Annotated in this window: 12 protein-coding genes; 4 read left to right on the forward strand and 8 right to left on the reverse strand. The window is 39.0% G+C overall.

All coding sequences use genetic code 11. The annotated features are described in order from the left end of the window. The 4 genes from AWW73_RS02175 to AWW73_RS02190 form a co-directional block, all read left to right on the forward strand. A partial coding sequence (locus AWW73_RS02175) for a fimbria/pilus outer membrane usher protein (protein WP_062848616.1) occupies nucleotides 1-1620 on the forward strand: 1620 nt, incomplete at its 5' end. Then, a complete protein-coding gene (locus AWW73_RS02180) occupies nucleotides 1611-2639 on the forward strand; it encodes a Csu type fimbrial protein (protein ID WP_062848617.1) in 1029 nt (342 codons plus the stop codon). The genes AWW73_RS02175 and AWW73_RS02180, both read left to right, overlap by 10 nt. A gap of 524 nt (nucleotides 2640-3163) precedes the next feature. Then, nucleotides 3164-4327 carry an MFS transporter gene (locus tag AWW73_RS02185; RefSeq protein WP_081409459.1) on the forward strand — a complete coding sequence of 388 codons (1164 nt, stop codon included), beginning with the start codon at nucleotides 3164-3166 and terminating at the stop codon, nucleotides 4325-4327. A 157-nt stretch (nucleotides 4328-4484) separates the two neighbouring features. Beyond that, nucleotides 4485-4988, forward strand: coding sequence for a hypothetical protein (locus AWW73_RS02190; RefSeq protein ID WP_031948612.1), 504 nt, complete (start codon nucleotides 4485-4487; stop codon nucleotides 4986-4988). A gap of 47 nt (nucleotides 4989-5035) precedes the next feature. Here AWW73_RS02190 and accC read toward each other — a convergent pair whose 3' ends face one another. The 8 genes from accC to AWW73_RS02230 all read right to left on the reverse strand — a co-directional run bounded on the left by accC (nucleotide 5036) and on the right by AWW73_RS02230 (nucleotide 17028). Then, on the reverse strand, nucleotides 5036-6403 hold the full coding sequence (gene accC, locus AWW73_RS02195) for an acetyl-CoA carboxylase biotin carboxylase subunit (protein ID WP_016145691.1): 1368 nt from the start codon (nucleotides 6401-6403) through the stop codon (nucleotides 5036-5038). Between the two features lie 17 nt (nucleotides 6404-6420). Beyond that, nucleotides 6421-6840 carry an acetyl-CoA carboxylase biotin carboxyl carrier protein gene (accB, locus tag AWW73_RS02200; protein ID WP_000354611.1) on the reverse strand — a complete coding sequence of 140 codons (420 nt, stop codon included), beginning with the start codon at nucleotides 6838-6840 and terminating at the stop codon, nucleotides 6421-6423. A 17-nt stretch (nucleotides 6841-6857) separates the two neighbouring features. Next, nucleotides 6858-7313, reverse strand: coding sequence for a type II 3-dehydroquinate dehydratase (aroQ, locus tag AWW73_RS02205; RefSeq protein WP_062848619.1), 456 nt, complete (start codon nucleotides 7311-7313; stop codon nucleotides 6858-6860). 235 nt (nucleotides 7314-7548) lie between these two features. Further along, nucleotides 7549-8874: a Y-family DNA polymerase gene (locus tag AWW73_RS02210; protein ID WP_062848620.1), complete on the reverse strand. Its 1326-nt coding sequence runs from the start codon at nucleotides 8872-8874 to the stop codon at nucleotides 7549-7551. A 267-nt stretch (nucleotides 8875-9141) separates the two neighbouring features. Continuing rightward, entirely contained in the window at nucleotides 9142-11379 is a 2238-nt protein-coding gene (locus AWW73_RS02215; RefSeq protein ID WP_062848621.1) for a TonB-dependent receptor, read from the reverse strand. A 153-nt stretch (nucleotides 11380-11532) separates the two neighbouring features. After that, entirely contained in the window at nucleotides 11533-12306 is a 774-nt protein-coding gene (locus tag AWW73_RS02220) for an HpcH/HpaI aldolase family protein (RefSeq protein ID WP_062848622.1), read from the reverse strand. Then, nucleotides 12299-15826, reverse strand: coding sequence for an IucA/IucC family protein (locus AWW73_RS02225; RefSeq protein ID WP_062848623.1), 3528 nt, complete (start codon nucleotides 15824-15826; stop codon nucleotides 12299-12301). The genes AWW73_RS02220 and AWW73_RS02225 overlap by 8 nt, the downstream gene beginning before the upstream one ends. Continuing rightward, a complete protein-coding gene (locus AWW73_RS02230) occupies nucleotides 15823-17028 on the reverse strand; it encodes an MFS transporter (RefSeq protein ID WP_005073856.1) in 1206 nt (401 codons plus the stop codon). The genes AWW73_RS02225 and AWW73_RS02230 overlap by 4 nt, the downstream gene beginning before the upstream one ends. Nucleotide 17029: the final 1 nt, after the last annotated feature.

The following is a 17029-nucleotide window of genomic DNA, read 5'->3' on the forward strand; positions in this document are numbered from 1 at the left end:
TCAACTTTAGATTTATACGTTAACCAGCAAAAGATTTATTCAGGGCTAGTCCCTTCAGGTCCTTTTGATATTAAGCAACTGCCGTTTATTTCCGGAAATGAAGTCACGCTGGTGACCACCGATGCAACAGGCCAGCAGAGCATTACCAAAAAACCTTACTATTTTTCCTCCAAGATTCTGGCAAAAGGCATTAATGAGTTTTCAGTAGACGTCGGCGTTCCACGCTATAACTACGGACTGTTTTCCAACGATTATGACGATGCCACCTTTGCATCAGGTGCGATCCGATACGGCTACAGCAACTCACTGACTTTAAGCGGTGGAGCAGAAGCATCAACAGATGGCCTGTCGAATCTCGGCACAGGCTTTGCCAAGAATCTGTTTGGTATTGGAGTGATTAATGCCGATATTGCAGCAAGCCAGTATAAAGATGAAAACGGCTATTCTGCCTTGCTGGGTCTAGAAGGACGCATCAGTAAGAATATTTCACTCAACACCAGTTATCGCAAAGTCTTTGATAACTACTTTGATCTTGCCCGTGTATCTCAAGTCAGATATTTAAAAGATAACCAGACCGATGCCGAGCCACACAACTATCTGAGCTACAGTGCACTGGCAGATGAGATTTTTAGGGCAGGGATTAACTACAACTTTTACGCAGGCTACGGGGCTTATCTGGGCTATAACCAGATCAAATATAGCGATAACTCCTATAAATTACTGTCTGCCAACTTAAGTGGCAGTCTTAACAAGAATTGGGGATTTTATACCTCAGCCTATAAAGATTATGAAAATAACAAGGACTATGGTCTTTACTTTGCCCTGCGTTATACACCGTCCAGTAAGCTTAATGCGATTACGAGTGTCTCTAGTGACAGTGGCAGGCTGAGTTACCGCGAGGAAATCTTCGGCTTATCAGAACCAAAAATCGGATCATTTGGCTGGGGTGGTTATGTTGAGCGAGATCAGGATGCGAATGAAAACAATGCTTCGATTTATGCCTCTTACCGAGCGCGAGCTGCTTACCTGACAGGACGCTATAACCGATTTGGAGACAACGATCAGGTTGCACTATCAGCGACGGGTTCCTTGGTTGCAGCCGCAGGGCGTATCTTTGCGGCCAATGAAATTGGAGAGGGTTATGCGGTTGTCACCAATGCCGGACCGAAAAGCCAAATTATAAATGGTGGTGCTAATTTAGGAGCAACCGACAAGTCTGGTCGATTCTTAATTGCGAATTTGAGGCCCTACCTATCTCATCATATCTACCTAGATCCATCATATTTGCCTTTGGAGTGGGATGTTACATCTACAAATCAGATGGTCTTTGTAGGCTACCGCCAAGGGGCCTTAATTGACTTTGGGGCTCATCGGGTTATTTCAGGATTAGTAAAACTTGTTGATCTAAACAATTCACCGTTATTGCCGGGTTATACGGTTCGGATTAATGGGCAGCAAGAGGGGGTAGTTGGTTATGAGGGCGAAGTATTTATTCAAAATCTATTAAAACAAAACACACTCGAAGTGGATCTTTTAGATCGTGGCTCGTGCCAAGTTGATTTCACCTATAACAGTAATCAGTACTCAACTAAAAAATTGGGGCCATATATATGCCGATAAGTATTGAAAGATATATTCTCTGGATGGTGGGTGGAAAGTTTCCCTTGCTTATAAAATATCTTCTGGTCATGGTTCTTGTTTTTATTCTGTATGCGTTTTTTAGCTCAGCACATGCCAGTTGTACGGTAACGGGAACAACCAATAATACTTACAATTACACAGCGGCCACTATTAATAGTGATGCTGTTCTGACATATACAGGGACAATACGTTGTTATGGGGGACGTTCAACACCAGAAATTTCAAGTTATATGTGCATGAAAACCGTCTTTACGGGCACTACAAATGCAATTAACAATGTTTCATTACCTTATACGGTCACCGCAACTGTAGGTGGGACAGGGTCTTCTACTACAAGCCACATTTCAAATGTCTGGTATGGTCCTGTAAGAACGGTCGCTTCAAATAATGTTATTAGTTACTCTGTAAATATAAAAGTACCAGCCCGTACAGGGTCGCTCATGGCATACCCTAAAGGAACCTATACTGGTACGGTTCAGCTATTTTGGGACATGCAAGCAAGCTCTAGCACTGTGTGTGAGGGGAATAGTGGTGGAGGTTGGGACTCGGGTAATACCACAATCACTGCTAATTATGTTGTGCCAAGTTTGTGTCAAATAGATTCAACATCAAATGTCGATTTTGGGAATATTAATGATATGGGCACGACTCGTCGTGATTATACAGCTCAAGGCGCTGTGAATACGACCTGTAATCATGGAACGTCATACAGTATTTATTTAGGGGATGGTAATAACCGTATAAGTGGTGGTTTTAGGCGTATGGTGAATAGTAATAATGAATTTATTCCCTATCAACTCTATAAAGACTCTAACTATAGTACGGTATGGGATGCCACAGGAGGCGTGATTACTGTTGGGGGTACAGGTGGTGTTTCTAAAACAGGTTCTGGGAGTACTCAAAGCACCACAGTTTATGGAAAAATTCCGCAAGGTACCTCTATTTCAACAGCCCCTGGTAATTACTCAGATGCGATAGTCGTTACAGTGACTTATTAATGACTTTTTGATTCTAATTTTGAATTTTTTGCTCGTGTTTTAATTAGTAAATATGAATAATGAGAAGTTTTAAATTTGATATTTAAGCTAAGTTCGATTTGAAAACTTAGCTTAAAAAGAATTTGATCTATAAAATATGATGTTTAATTTTTTAATTTAAAGAAAATATGAAAGCTATTAAAAAAATAGGTGTAACAACCAGATTATCGATAATGTTGTTTAAGGATGAGTAAAAACAGAAAAAGACAAATTAAAAAAATAAGAAAAAACATCTGATGATTAAATACCTTATGAATATTAAATGTATTTTTACACAAGTTAACAGATTGTACAAATTAAATTACAGTTCTCTTTACTTTATTTATTCTTTCTTATCAATAAAAAATTCTTTTAGAGACAAGTAAATGATCAATTATTTAGTTATTTGTATTGCAAAACAAAGTGTTAAAATTGAAGCGTTGGGATGTTTTGACATATATGACTATCTCGAATTTTAACCTATTGAAAATGCAAAGGTTTACAACTTGTTCCAACCACTTACCCTCCAAACTCGACTCGGTGGATTCTACTTTTTCTACTATTCTATTGTGGGCACATTTATGCCCTATTGGAATTTATATCTTCAAGATCAAGGGTTTAATTATCAGGAAATTGGTGTTTTATCATCAATTGCGATTGTAACGCGTTTTTTTGCGCCTTTAATTTGGGGATGGATTGCTGATAAATCTGGTAAACGAATGCTACTTGTCCGGCTGGCAACATGGATGGAGTCGTGTATATGGTTGGCCATTTTTATAGTGCCAAATACTTTCCAATCGATTGCTTTACTTATGCTTATTTTTAGCTTCTTTCAAAATGCGATTTTGGCTCAATTTGAAGGGGTTACTTTATTTTGGTTGGGTGATCAAAAAGCTAAACTTTATGGCAAAATTCGTAAGTGGGGCTCTGTTGGATTTATTGTCGGGGTATTCACTATTGGTGCAATTTTAGAAATAGTGCCTATTTCAATGCTCCCAATTTTATTGTTAATTATTGCTTCACTGGCATTTATTTGGTCTTTCACAATTCGCGAACCTGATAGTGCACCTACCTCACAAAAACATTTAGAACCTTTACTTCCAGTTCTTAAGCGCCCTACAGTAGCTGCATTTTTTACAATTGAATTTATTCTACTTTTTTCACACGCACCTTTTTATAGTTTCTATAGTAATTTCTTGAAATCTTTAAGTTTTAGCACCACGCAAATTGGTTTCTTATGGGCTATGGGCGTTTTTGCTGAAATTTTCATGTTTTCAATTGCTGCAAAAGTTTTTCAATATTTCTCGTGGCGTATTTTGGTAATTGCGTGCTTAATATTGACGAGTATACGCTGGATGTTAGTTGCTATATTTTCACATGATTTTATTGGACAGCTTTTTGCACAGTGTTTGCACGCTTTTAGTTTTGGTTTATTTCATTTAATTGCGATGCGAGTTATTTTCCAAAACTTCTCAGCGGGACAACAGGGACGTGGTCAGGCACTTTACAGCACCATGTGGGGTTTGGGAGTAGCTTTTGGTAGTGTTTTAGCTGGGCATTTCTGGAATATTCTTTCTGGTGAAATCATCTTTATGTGTGCAAGTTTAATTGTGCTATTAGGTTTGGGCTTTGTGATGTGGCTTCCTAAACAAATTGATTTATCAACATAAGTTTGAGTAAGGTAAAATTTCATAACTTTGTATCAAAAAATGCAGATAAATATAAAAATTGTTTGATGAGCTATAGTTGCACGTTACAGTTGAAAAATATTGTTTTTATATGGTTATGGACCAATGATTTTCTAAAAAAATATGCTAACTTAAGTTCATGCGTTTAACGATTAATAAATCTATGAAAAATATTTATATTATTGGATTATTGTGGGCTTGTTCTGGTTTAGCTGTGGCAGAAACAGCGACAGAGCAGCCAGCCGAACAACCTGTTCGGACTGCAAGTAATCCTAATGCTATACGTATTGTTACGCGTCCTGAAATTATGGGATTATGGGGAATGGAAATTCCAAATAATAAGAAATGTGTGGAATATTATAACTTTCGTAGCAGTAATGATGTAGTAATCAAAAGCGGTCAGGAATGGTCTTATGGTATCTACGAATATCAACCGTCTGATGATCCTAAAGAACAGTTGGCCGCTTTAGTCATGCAAATTAAATTTGATAATAACAAAGTAGATTGTTCTGGCCAAAAGCAAGACCAAACAGGTGATGTCTCGCAATATTTTGTGCAATGGAAAAATGACCATACCATCAATTTCTGTTCAACAGCTAAGGGTGAACAGTGCTTTGCGACTTTGCGTCGAGTATTACCATAAAATTATAGATATAAAAAAAGCCTCTTAAAGATAAGAGGCTTTTTTTATTATGCAGTTTCAGCTTTCTTTTCTTCCACTTGCTTTAATAAGTGTTTTTCAAGGTAATGGATATCCATTGCTTGAGAGCAGAAATTCTTATCTTGCAAAATAAGATCTTTATGCAAAGGAATATTTGTTTTAATTCCTGTAAGGATCATTTCATCTAATGCTTGACGCATACGTGCAATTGAAGTTTCACGGTCTTTACCATGAGAAATCAATTTAGCAATCATAGAGTCATAGTAAGGTGGAATGCTATATTCAGGGTAGATGTGAGAATCTAAACGAATACCTGCACCGCCTGGTGCATAGAAACTTTCGATTTTACCCGGAGAAGGTAAGAACGTTGTTGGATCTTCTGCATTGATACGGCATTCAATTGCATGTCCTTGAACTTTGATATCTTCTTGTTGAAGCTCTAGTCCTAGGCCACCAGCAATACGTAACTGTTGTTCAATAATATCTACACCAGTAACCATTTCAGTTACAGGATGCTCTACCTGAACACGAGTATTCATTTCAATAAAGAAGAATTCACCGTCTTCAAATAAGAATTCAAATGTACCAGCACCACGATATTGCATTAACTGACAGGCATGAACACAGGCTTCTAAAATATCAGCTCGAGCTTGCTCTGGTAAATTCGGTGCAGGTGCTTCTTCTAGTACTTTTTGATGACGACGTTGTAATGAACAGTCGCGGTCATATAAATGGATTGCATGACCATTACCATCACCAAGAACTTGAACTTCGACATGGCGAGGTTTTTGTAAGAAGCGTTCCATGTAAACGGTATCATCACCGAACCACATTTCTGCATCACGTTGCGCTGCTTGAACTGATTCAAGTAGTGTATCTACACGCTCAACAATACGCATACCACGTCCACCACCACCAGAAGCGGCTTTAACAATGAGCGGGAAGCCAATTTCTTTTGCTTCTGCCAATGCATTGTGGATAGTCACTGCATGGTCACAACCTGGTACAGTAGGTACGCCAGCTTTTTTCATGGCAACAATCGCAGAAACTTTATTCCCCATAAGGCGAATATGTTCTGGACGAGGGCCAATAAAAGTAAAGCCTGAACTTTCTACAATTTCAGCAAACTCAGCATTTTCTGAAAGGAAACCATAACCGGGGTGAATAGCATCAGCACCAGTAATTTCTGCAGCAGTAATAATTGCCGGGATATTTAAATAGCTATCACTACTTGCGCCCGGACCAATACATACTGCTTCATCAACAAAACGTAAATGCATCAAATCCTTGTCGGCATCTGAATAGATACCCACAGTCTTGATTCCTAATGTTTTACAAGCCCGGGTAATACGTAAAGCGATTTCACCACGGTTTGCAATTAAAACTTTTTGCAACATAGACGTCCCCGGGGTAATTACGCGCGATAACGGAATAAAGGTTGACCGAATTGGATAACTTCACCATTTTTCACTAAAATTTCTTCAATCACGCCACTTTGAGTTGCTTCAATTGGGTTCATGATTTTCATTGCTTCAATAATACCCAAAGTTTCACCAGCAGATACGGTTTGGCCTACTTTAACAAATGGTGCTTCACCTGGGCTTGGAGCAGCGTAGAACACGCCAACCATTGGAGAAGTTTCAACTGCTCCACGCGGTGTTTTTGCAACTGGTGCTTCTGCAACAGGAGCAGCCGGAAGTGCTACACCAGCCGCAGCAACGACAGGATTGCGACGAGTTAAAGCGATTGATTGATCACCTTCTTTAACTTCGATCGCTTGCAAGTCAGACTCAATCATTAAATCGATGAGTTTCTTAATTTTGCGGATATCCATGGGCGACTATTCCTAAACTAGTTTGGGTTAGATGGTTGAATTTTTTCAATAGCGTAATCGAGTGCAAAGCGATAGCCTTTTGCACCTAAACCACAAATCACGCCAATTGCTTTATCAGATAAATAAGAATGGTGTCTGAATGCCTCTCTGGCATGGACATTCGACAAATGTACTTCAATAAATGGAATGGCAACGCCAAGTAGGGCATCGCGTAGAGCAACAGAGGTATGGGTGAGGGCAGCAGGATTAATAATAATAAGTTCCACGCGTTCAGTTTGTGCCTGATGAATACGATCAACAATGGCACCTTCCCAGTTGCTTTGAAAAGTATCTAATGTAATTGAAGCTTGTTGAGCTTGGCTAATAAGTTGTTGGTTAATATCATCTAAGGTAAGATGACCATATACTTCTGGTTCGCGTTTTCCCAGCAAATTTAAATTCGGTCCATGAATCACCAAAATGGTCGAACTCATTCAGATTGCTCCAGCTCTAAAGTTGCAAATATTCTTTGCAAGATCTCTGCAAAGTTTGCTTATTATGGCATATGTTTCTACAATTTTTTTATAATTTGTTTTCATCGTCGCAGAAAGGGTATACCAAATTCGGCTTATATATTGTAAATTTTGCGATGATTTAGCAATGTTAAAAAATGACAAAATTTCAAGTAATTTAATGGACCTTATTTTAAACTGAATTGACAAAAACAGTTCATGTATTTTGTGTAACGGCTATAGCGTTCTCTTCAATCACTAATAGTTCATTCCATCGGGTCAGATAGTTTTTTGAACGATGGCATTGTTTCATATGCCAAGATGAACTTCGAGAATGATAACCGACTTGTAAATAGTGACTACCGAATCGGTTGCGAACTGTGCTGAGTGTTTGCATTAATTGTCGTCTTTGCTGAATCAACTCAAGAGGTTGCCATAAATCATCAATGTGATGTTGACGGGGATGCAAACCACAAAATAAAACTCCAATTTTAATGTATTTTTTATTTTCTTTATATAAAACATCTATTTGCTGCATGGCTGCTTTTGTTAATATACATAAATCATCTGTTGCATAATTTAAGCCTATCGCTTGAGAAGATGCTTTTTTATAAGGTGGTTTATCTATTTTTTCATAAAGCATGACTTGAACGCAGGCACACAGCTGTTCTTGTTTCATTAAGCGGCGGTGAGCTCGGTTAAGATGAAAAATAAGCGCTTGTTTAATAATCTCAATGCTGGACAAAGCTTGAGCAAAACTGCGTGATGCTAAAATTCGTTTGGTGACAATGGCAGGATCGTCGAGTTGAATACAGGATTGGCCTTTTAGCTCACGAATGGTACGTGCCATAACCACAGAAAAAGCTTTTGCTAGATGATGCTCATTGGCAAAAGTTAAGTCTAAGCATGAATAAATCTCATAACTTCGTAATTGTTTGACCAATTGATAGCCAATTCCCCAGACTTCTTTGACCGAAGTATGCTGCATGAGGTCTTCAAGAAGCAAAGGGTCTAAGGTGGTGAAATTGCAAAGTCTATTAAAGCTTCTAATTTTTTTAGCATAGTGATTGGCTAATTTTGCTTGAGTTTTTGAATATCCGATGCCAATACAGCAAGGTAAGCTTAACCAACTTTCTAGAGTTTCTACGACTTTGGCACAGTAAGAGTGGATATCTATAGACTGTAGGTAAGGGGTAAGGCGAATAAAGCATTCGTCAATAGAATAAGCTTCTAAATCATCGGGTGAGAAAAATTCCCCAAGCACTGAAAAAAAGCGACGCGACATTTCCGCATATAAAGTGTAGTTGCTTGAATATACATGTACACCTGCTTGAAGAGCGTCTTGCTCGATTTGATACCATGGGATACCCATTTTTATACCCATTTTTTTTGCTTCTTCACTACGTGATACAACACATCCATCGTTATTAGAAAGTACCACAACTGGTAGGCCAATAAGTTTGGGATTAAATAGTCGCTCACAACTCACATAACAATTATTAATGTCGACAAGCGCGTAAATTTCGCGGTGTGAGATTTCCATTATGATTTGCCCCATGAAAAATATTGGTAAAACTACATATTGATATTGTTTTCATAAACACAGTGAGGGGAAGTGTAGGATGAAAAAGTTGTATCTTGAATATGTAACAAAATCAAGTTAACAAAATTTCTAGCAGAATGCTAGGGTGGTTCTTTGGGTTTAACTTAGGTTAACCATGGAAAAAATAGATAAGGATTTAATATTTTTAATAAAAAAAGGAGATCGCATTAATCTCCTTTTTTGTGGCACATTTTGAGTCTGTTTTGATTACCACTTATGGCTATAAGTAACTTTCAGCGTTGCGCCATTTGCCACTAAATGGCTAGTGTTATCGCTAGTTCGTAATAATTGGCTATAGAGAGGATAGTACTTGCGGTTAAACATGTTTTCTAAACCAATTGTCACAGTGTCCTTTTTGTTAAGTGCAAAGCTACTGATTAAATCTGCTGTTGTATAAGTTTTTACATCATAGCGACCAAAACTATTTTTGCCATTTAGGCGGTAGTCTTCTGAACCGAAGTAAGTGGCTTGTAGGCGATTCGTCCATGTTTCCGTTGGACTATAAGAAACGTAAGCTGTGAGTTTTAATGGTGGAATACGGAAACCTGTCATGTCTTGCTCGGAACCATTTTGAGGTGTTTCACGGCCTTTCATCCATGTAACGCTACCGCCAGTTCCCCACACATTCGCATCGTCAAGATAATCAAGTGTTGCTTCAACTCCAGTAACTTTCTCTTTGGTTCGGGCGAGTACTAAACCATTGTTGAATGATTGCACAGCACCTAAGTCAGAAGTAGAGTGGAATACAGCTAAGCTTGACGATAAGTTATTAAAGTTACCTTTCCAGCCAAGCTCGTAGTTATCTACTTTTACAGGCTCTAAGAATGATGAACCAAGGTTAAAACCTTCACCAGCATTACGAATAATTAAACCAACATCAGGTAACTGAAAACCTTGGTTAAACGATGCATAAATTGAGTGCTGGTCGTTTGGTGAGAAAGTCACATTAGCATTGTATAACCATGCATCAGCTTTTACTTTTCCGCCCGGAACCGTGTAAGGATTGGTTTTGCCTAATTGTGATAATGGAACAAAGCTATCAATTTGGGCATAGCTGTCTTCATAACGCGTACCAGCTTCTGCTGACCATTGGTCATTAAAGCGGTGTTTTAATTGTACAAAGCCACCCACACTTTGTGTGGTGAGTTCAGGTAAATAAATAAGTTTGCCAATTTTTACAAACTCTAAACCGCCAGATTGGTCATAAATATTAGGGTCGAAAATATCTAAAGGCATTTCGCTTTTTTCGCGGCTAAAATCACCACCCCAAACCAATGAGGTATCACCTAAAAACTCAAGCGGTGTGGTCACAGTTAAGCGGCTACCGAGTACGTTATTTTCTTGATAGATCTGATCTACTTGTCCCCCACGATTTGCATTTTTTCTTGCATCAAATGGTGAAAAACGTGTAAAGAAGTCGCGGTAATAAATTTGAGCATCAACCTTATTGCCAAAAAAGTCTTTATGGTTATAGGTTAAATTGTAGATCTGGTTTTCGTTTTTATTTTGGTCTTTGAGCTTTAAGCCTTTAATGGCTTTGGCTGGTACGGTTCCGGCAGGGGCATTCTTCACACTTGGGTCAGATGCATAATCTGAGTCTTGCTCAGCATTGTAGTAGTTTGCAGCAAACTGTAGGTATTGGTTGTCATCAATATGATAACCAAGTTTACCACCTACGCTGTAGCCATCGGAATCATAAAGGTCGCCTTGACTTGGTTCCGGTGCAACACGGTCACCACTTGCATCGTACGGGCTACCAATACGTTGGTAACCAAAGTCGAGTGCATAGTCAAAAGCGTTAAAGCTGCCTGTGAAATATTGATGAATATCGCCACTTAAAGCATTAGAACGGAAATTTGTTAAAGGTGTTTGAAGCCCAACTACGGTTTTAGCTGTAGGTTCGCCACCAGCCGCTTTCGTAGTAATTGAAATAATACCGCCAGAAGCACCTCCACCATAAATTGCATTACTGCCTCGAATTACTTCGATGTTGGCAATACTTTCAGGATCAATTGCTGAAAGTCCGCGTGATGTGTCGCGAGTCAGGTTCATTGGAACGCCATCGACCAAGATGAGGGCATTACGACCCCGTAAAGTTTGACCATAATCGGTAATGGTGCGGCTTGAGTCAGACAGGCCTGGTACGGCTTTCGCTAGAACTGTTGCAATACTGCCAGATGAACCATTTCTTAAAAGTTCAATTTGTTTTTCATCTAGTTTGGTGACTTGCTTGGCAGAAGTAGAAAGTTCATCTGCGCGTGAAGCGGTAATTGTAATTGTTGGGAGTGCTTCAGGCTTTTTTTCAACATCTGTTGTCTCAGAGGCTGAGGCTGCAAAGGCCGAATTCGAGAGAAAGATGGCTCCACCAAGTGAAAGGAGTGGAATGATATTTTTTACTTCAGACTTCCTCGTAAAAAGTTTGTGACTTTTTATCTTATTTCCCATTGTCTCGCCCTGAGAGTGATTTTAAATTTGTCGAATTATAAGTGAGAATGATTGTAATTCACAATATCGTTGTTGGACAAAAAATAATAAAATTTATTTTTATTAATTGTTGTGTAGAGTACGGTACACCCATCGCTCTACACAACTGAAAATTTATGAGATTTCTCTAAAGGAATTCAGATGATTTTGATGGGCGCGGCGAATAATACTACGGTCATCACCTAGTACAAAAAGCTGAACAGATTGTTGTTTCCAAGCCGCAATATCTTCAGGTTGTCGGGGAATAGCACAGAAATGCTTTTGACTATTTTTAGTCTTGGCATACATCTCTTGAACTTTTTCTTTTACTTTTGGATGACTAGATTGCCACGGCATGCCCATAGATTGAGAAAGGTCGGCAGCACCTTCCAGAATAATATCAATACCTTTAACTTTTAATATTTCATCTAGTTGTTCCAGTCCTTCTAAGCTTTCAATCATGGCAACGACAATCGTCTCGTTTGCTGCCTGTTGAACAAAACTAGCTAAATCATCCATGCCATATCGATTTAACCTTGTCGAATTCAGACCTCTTTGCCCAAGCGGCATATAGTGAGAATGGTGCACGGCTTCTTGTGCCTGCTGGGCATTTTCAATTCGTGGAAACACAATACCCGTTACCCCTGCATCGAGCAGAGGTAGAACTAAATGATTGGCATTTAACGGCACTCTTACAAAGACGTCAAGACTCATGGCCCTAGCAGCTAAAATCATGGTCTCAACTTGAGACGTACTAAATAAAGTATGTTCCAAGTCGATAATAATAAAGTGGTAGCCCGCAAGTGCCAGTTGCTCAACATTAATCGGAGAAGCTACGGAACAAAATATTCCGTAGAGCGTCTCGCCGTGTGCTATTCGTTTCTTAAAAGAAATCGAATGTTTATTCATATTCAATTTCCTTAATGAGACTTAGCGGGTTCGGAGTGGTTTGTACTCTTAAGCGAATTTCCGGAAGGAAACGGCGGCTTGCGAGCTGTTCAATATCAATGGTGTCATCTGTAAAGTTAAATAATTCATATCGTTCGCTAAATTCGGGGTGAGCTTCTTTATGCTGATTGATGATGGTTCTTAACATAGTCCAGAATTTGATTTCATCGAAGTCATAATGTTCATTTAGGAAAATTGCTAACTCGGCCAGATTTACAAACCAAAGTGCATCTTGGGTAAAGTCTCTTAACTCATTTGGAGAATGGGTTTCCAAGAAAGAGTTCGGGTTAATTTTGGCATGTTCTTTCGGCGCATCTTGCAAGTTAGGTAAAAGGTCGGGCTCGCGCAACAGATGACGGCTAAAACGAATGCCGTCATGGAAATCTTTCAAAGCCGCTTTAACGGGTAGACCATTTTTATGAATCAGAACCATGTTTTGTGCATGTGACTCTAAAGCGAGGCCGTGGCACCATAAAATATGCATGATCGGTAAATAAGCATTGGTGAGTAACTTTTCTAACCAGAACTCAATACCGTACTCTTGAATCCACTCATCAATGAGAGGTTTTTGGTCCGTATCAACTTGCATTAGACCCGTTACAGGCGTTGCTGATTCGCCTTCTTTTAAGTAGCTGTAAATACTTTCGCGCCAAATGCAAGCCAAAGCGCCGTATTGAACAGGTAGCGCAATTTGCTGGTTCACTGAAAGACCACCAATCTCTCTTAAAATAACAGGCTTACGCTGTTTTTCTAAAATATGGTCTTGTTCAACAATGTTATAAAGCCAGTCACTCATTTTTGCCGCATTTTGAACGGTATGCGGTGCCAATACACGAGAGGTAGAAGTATTGACCAAGTTCATTGCCAATTTAAGAGAAAGCGCCGAGATATCACTAATATTTGATAATGTGCGAATCGATTGCTGTGGTAAATAAGTCGGACCTTCGATATCTAACGGGATGATCAGTTGGTTGCTGATTGCATCTTGATAATATAATTCAATAATTTTATCCCACTGCCACGGGTGAATTGGAGTGAGGATATAATCTTTAAAATCTACATTTTTCTCTTTCAATTGATCGTTAATGGCTTGTAGATCTTTTTCTGAAAAATGCTGTTTATAAAGCTGCTCTAAGTTAATGGTTTCACTTAAAACCAGTTTGCATAGACTATTATGAGTCGCTACCCATTGAATCGTAAAACCTTCAGAAAGTTCTGGTGCATATTTCTGGTTTTCTTTTAAATCGAAGCCGATACGAGATTTAAAACTTGGGTGATATAAATGTGCGTTGGTGATGCGTGCTTCTTGTTCTAGGTAAGGCAAAGTTCTTAAAGTTTGAGCAGGGGCTTGGCTCAAAGTTTGCGCATGCTTAACGTAAGTTAAATTCAGCTCATCATTAAAGTTTTGCCATTTAACTGGGTCAGCTTCAATAATATTTTTTAGATCGGCAAGTAGCATTTTTAAGTTAGGGTGAGTTTCAGTGCCTAAAGTAATATCAGAACGGACTAAACTTGAAGGATCTAACTTAATGCGTTTAAAACTGAAATGTCGTTTGGCCGCACAAGTATAAAAAACGGTATCGGAAACATAAAACTTGATCTGACCTTTAGAAAACTCGTATTTAAAAGTATTTTCAAAAATGAGTGCTTCTAATAATTGGCCCATCACGCGATTTTCCGCGAGGGTTTTATAATCGGTTTGTTGTGTTGCTTGAAGAGGGCAAAGCGCTTCTGCACCGCGATATTTATAAATAGGGTTTTCAACTTCAATCCAGATTGGATTGCCACCACTGTGATAGAGCGTATTTAACATATTTGCCTTGATTGGTAATGTAAGTGAATTAATTAATAAATCGCGGTACTGCTGGCCTTTGGCACTAAAATTTTCTTGTGCAAGCGTAAGACGGGTGGCTTGCCAAAGCTCAGATTCTTCAATGACCGTAACTCGTGCAATTGCACTGATGAGATGAGCAATGTGATTGATCACAAGGTAATATTTTAAAAAGGTCCATGCATCTTTTTGAGAGAACCAAACGGTACTATCTTCAGAAATAGATGAGTCGTCTTCTATCATTTCTGGAACAATACTAATGCCTTCCATATCTCGAAGAATAAGGCGATGCGGATAGCCATTTTTAAATTCCATTAAACTGTTTTGCATGTGGGCTTCTACACTAATGCCTTTATTTGCAAACAACTCAATTAATGGAATAAGTGAAACTTTAACGTACTGTTTCCACCAAAAAGTAATGAAATCTTTGGCATCGTTCAATTGTAGATTTTGGTTGGGTGCGGCTTGCTGAATAATGCTTAAAAGCGGGATTTCATGGTTTTCATTTTCTTCAACCAAGCCACCGAGCATTCTGGTATTTTCTAATACCTCTGGCGTGAGTCCTGCTCTATAGAGAATGCCAAATGAACTTTCAAGCTCTGGAATTTTGACTGTTTTTGCCTCTAACTCCGGCAGAAACACAAGGTCTGGATATTGTTCATTGATCTTGTGATTAATAATAATTTTGCTCGCATCAATCGCGCGTTCCATTTCATCCATTGGGTTATTACGAATGAAACTGGTAATTCGTACATCAATGGAAAGCTTTAAGAATAGGTTCGATTGAGGTAACCACACGGTACGAACGGATGAGGTCGGCCATACGGTTTGACCTAAAGCTCCCAGATAGATCACGTCTTGGCTGTCTAAATGTTTCTTTAAAGATGGATGTTGAAGTAAGAAGTTGGCTTGCCAAGGGTGAGTTGGCATCAATTCATAATTTGCTAAGTTTGCTTGCAAACGATCTTTTGCTGTTTTTAAAACTTCATCTTCAATACGGTGAGATGGCTGTTCTTCACTTACAAGCTTTTGGATTAAAGAAGAATGAATTGCGAAGTAGTGGAGTTGGAAACTTGCGCCTAACTCAGGGCTATACTTTTTCATGTCTTCTTTAGAAAAGCCTAAATTGGCTTTAGAGGTCACATGAAAAGGGTGCCCATATAGCATGCCTTGTTCTGTTGCCTGAAAACCACTCAACGCTTTAGTTACTGATTGAGATGGCTTATTTTCTAAAAAGAATTTTGTGTTTTCGATACTATTGGCAATATCGGAGTACAGGTTCTTATTTTGATTTTTATCTTTAAATAAGCTATTCAATTCATCTGTAATAAGCTTCACTAATTTTTTAGGGTCGGTGAGTGAGTCAAATGTATTGTCGCTTAAATTTTGCAGAACAAAACCACGTTGATATCTGTGATAGCCAGTGGTCGATAAGTGCTGAACTGCGCCATAAACAATCGTGTTAGATGCATTAAATGTATAAGCAAAATACAGTGTGTCTGGGCGTTCCGCATACAGTGTGAATAAAGGAGAATCTTGAGCTGGGATAATATGCTCTTCAATATTCACTTTAAGTTCACGAAAGAAAGTATTCAGGTACTGTTCGAAAAGTTTATAAGACCATGCGTCGGTTGTAATAATTGAGTTCATTCTTGTGCCTCTTCTAAAATTGTATCCATTAAGAATCTGTTCAAAATCACCACTAATCCCGCACCGATAAAAAATAGTGAGGTGCAGATTAATGCAGCAGTAATATTGAAAAATGAGTAGGTGAGCGTGATCGTGATTGGGCCAATAAGCTGTCCTAAGACAAAGGCACTGTTAGAAATACCAATCACTTTTCCTTGGCTTTGAGCGCCAGCTTTTAGAGAAATTGTGTGTAAGATCGAAGGAATAAGGGCTGCAAAGCAAAAGCCTTGTATAAGTCGTAATACAAGAATCAGCCAGAGATTAGAAACCCAGATCAATGCGAAAATTGTGATGCCGCAAATCAAAGATGCGTAAATGAAGTTATTAAAAGAATCTCCTTTATCATCATTTCTTTTTCCCCAATAGGTCGCAGCAATAAAGGCTGCTCCCCATGAAAGCGCATGAATAGTTCCCGTTAAACTCGCAGCAGATAACGATGAGTGAGTACTTTGGCTTATTTCACTAATGTATAAAACGAAGCAAGACACCAAACCAAAGCCACCAGCTTGAACCAAAATGCCAGCGCTTAACCATGAAAAAATCGTTCTATCAAAGAAAGCTGGAAGCTTGGATTTCTCTTTGGTTTTTGTGGTTTCGGTTTTAACGGGATTGGTTAATACAAATGACGCGATCACAATGAGTGTCATCACAACAAATGCTGTTGCGTTGAGTAATACTTCAACCCGCCATTGATCCATAAATATCCCGCCGAGCACGGGACCACATAGGCAAGCGAGTGCAACACTACTTTGTAGTTGCCCAAAGGCGGCACCTCTTTGTTGTTCATTTGAAAGATATGAAACATAGGCATTCAAAATGACTGAGAGACCGCAAAAACCGAGTAAAATTCGCGCGAAAATAAATAGGTATAAATGCTGGGCGCTCGCCATGAGCAGTATTGAAATACAGAAACCAGCTAGAGAAAGTAATAAGGCTTTTTTATGGCCGAATGTGTCGGATAGATGACCCACAATTGGTGCTGTAAATAAGCTGCCAATAGCCGGAGCTGCGAGTGCCAAACCTGCCCAGATAGTGGGAGCACTCATATGCGCCGTCAGTTTTTCCATATAGAGCGGCATGATCGGAATAAGCACCATGAGCCCGAAAGTGGAAAAAAACTGACAGAGCAAAATAATGAAATGATCTAGGCGAGATGAGCGCATG

The organism is Acinetobacter lactucae (genome assembly GCF_001605885.1).
GTDB lineage: Bacteria > Pseudomonadota > Gammaproteobacteria > Pseudomonadales > Moraxellaceae > Acinetobacter > Acinetobacter lactucae.

Excerpts from the sequence above, each read along its gene's own strand:
- AWW73_RS02180 (WP_062848617.1), top strand. The coding sequence starts at position 1,611 with ATGCCGATAAGTATTGAAAGATATATTCTCTGGATGGTGGGTGGAAAG.
- AWW73_RS02190 (WP_031948612.1), top strand. The coding sequence starts at position 4,485 with ATGCGTTTAACGATTAATAAATCTATGAAAAATATTTATATTATTGGA.
- accC (WP_016145691.1), bottom strand. The coding sequence starts at position 6,403 with ATGTTGCAAAAAGTTTTAATTGCAAACCGTGGTGAAATCGCTTTACGT.
- accB (WP_000354611.1), bottom strand. The coding sequence starts at position 6,840 with ATGGATATCCGCAAAATTAAGAAACTCATCGATTTAATGATTGAGTCT.
- aroQ (WP_062848619.1), bottom strand. The coding sequence starts at position 7,313 with ATGAGTTCGACCATTTTGGTGATTCATGGACCGAATTTAAATTTGCTG.
- AWW73_RS02210 (WP_062848620.1), bottom strand. The coding sequence starts at position 8,874 with ATGGAAATCTCACACCGCGAAATTTACGCGCTTGTCGACATTAATAAT.
- AWW73_RS02215 (WP_062848621.1), bottom strand. The coding sequence starts at position 11,379 with ATGGGAAATAAGATAAAAAGTCACAAACTTTTTACGAGGAAGTCTGAA.
- AWW73_RS02220 (WP_062848622.1), bottom strand. The coding sequence starts at position 12,306 with ATGAATAAACATTCGATTTCTTTTAAGAAACGAATAGCACACGGCGAG.
- AWW73_RS02225 (WP_062848623.1), bottom strand. The coding sequence starts at position 15,826 with ATGAACTCAATTATTACAACCGACGCATGGTCTTATAAACTTTTCGAA.
- AWW73_RS02230 (WP_005073856.1), bottom strand. The coding sequence starts at position 17,028 with ATGCGCTCATCTCGCCTAGATCATTTCATTATTTTGCTCTGTCAGTTT.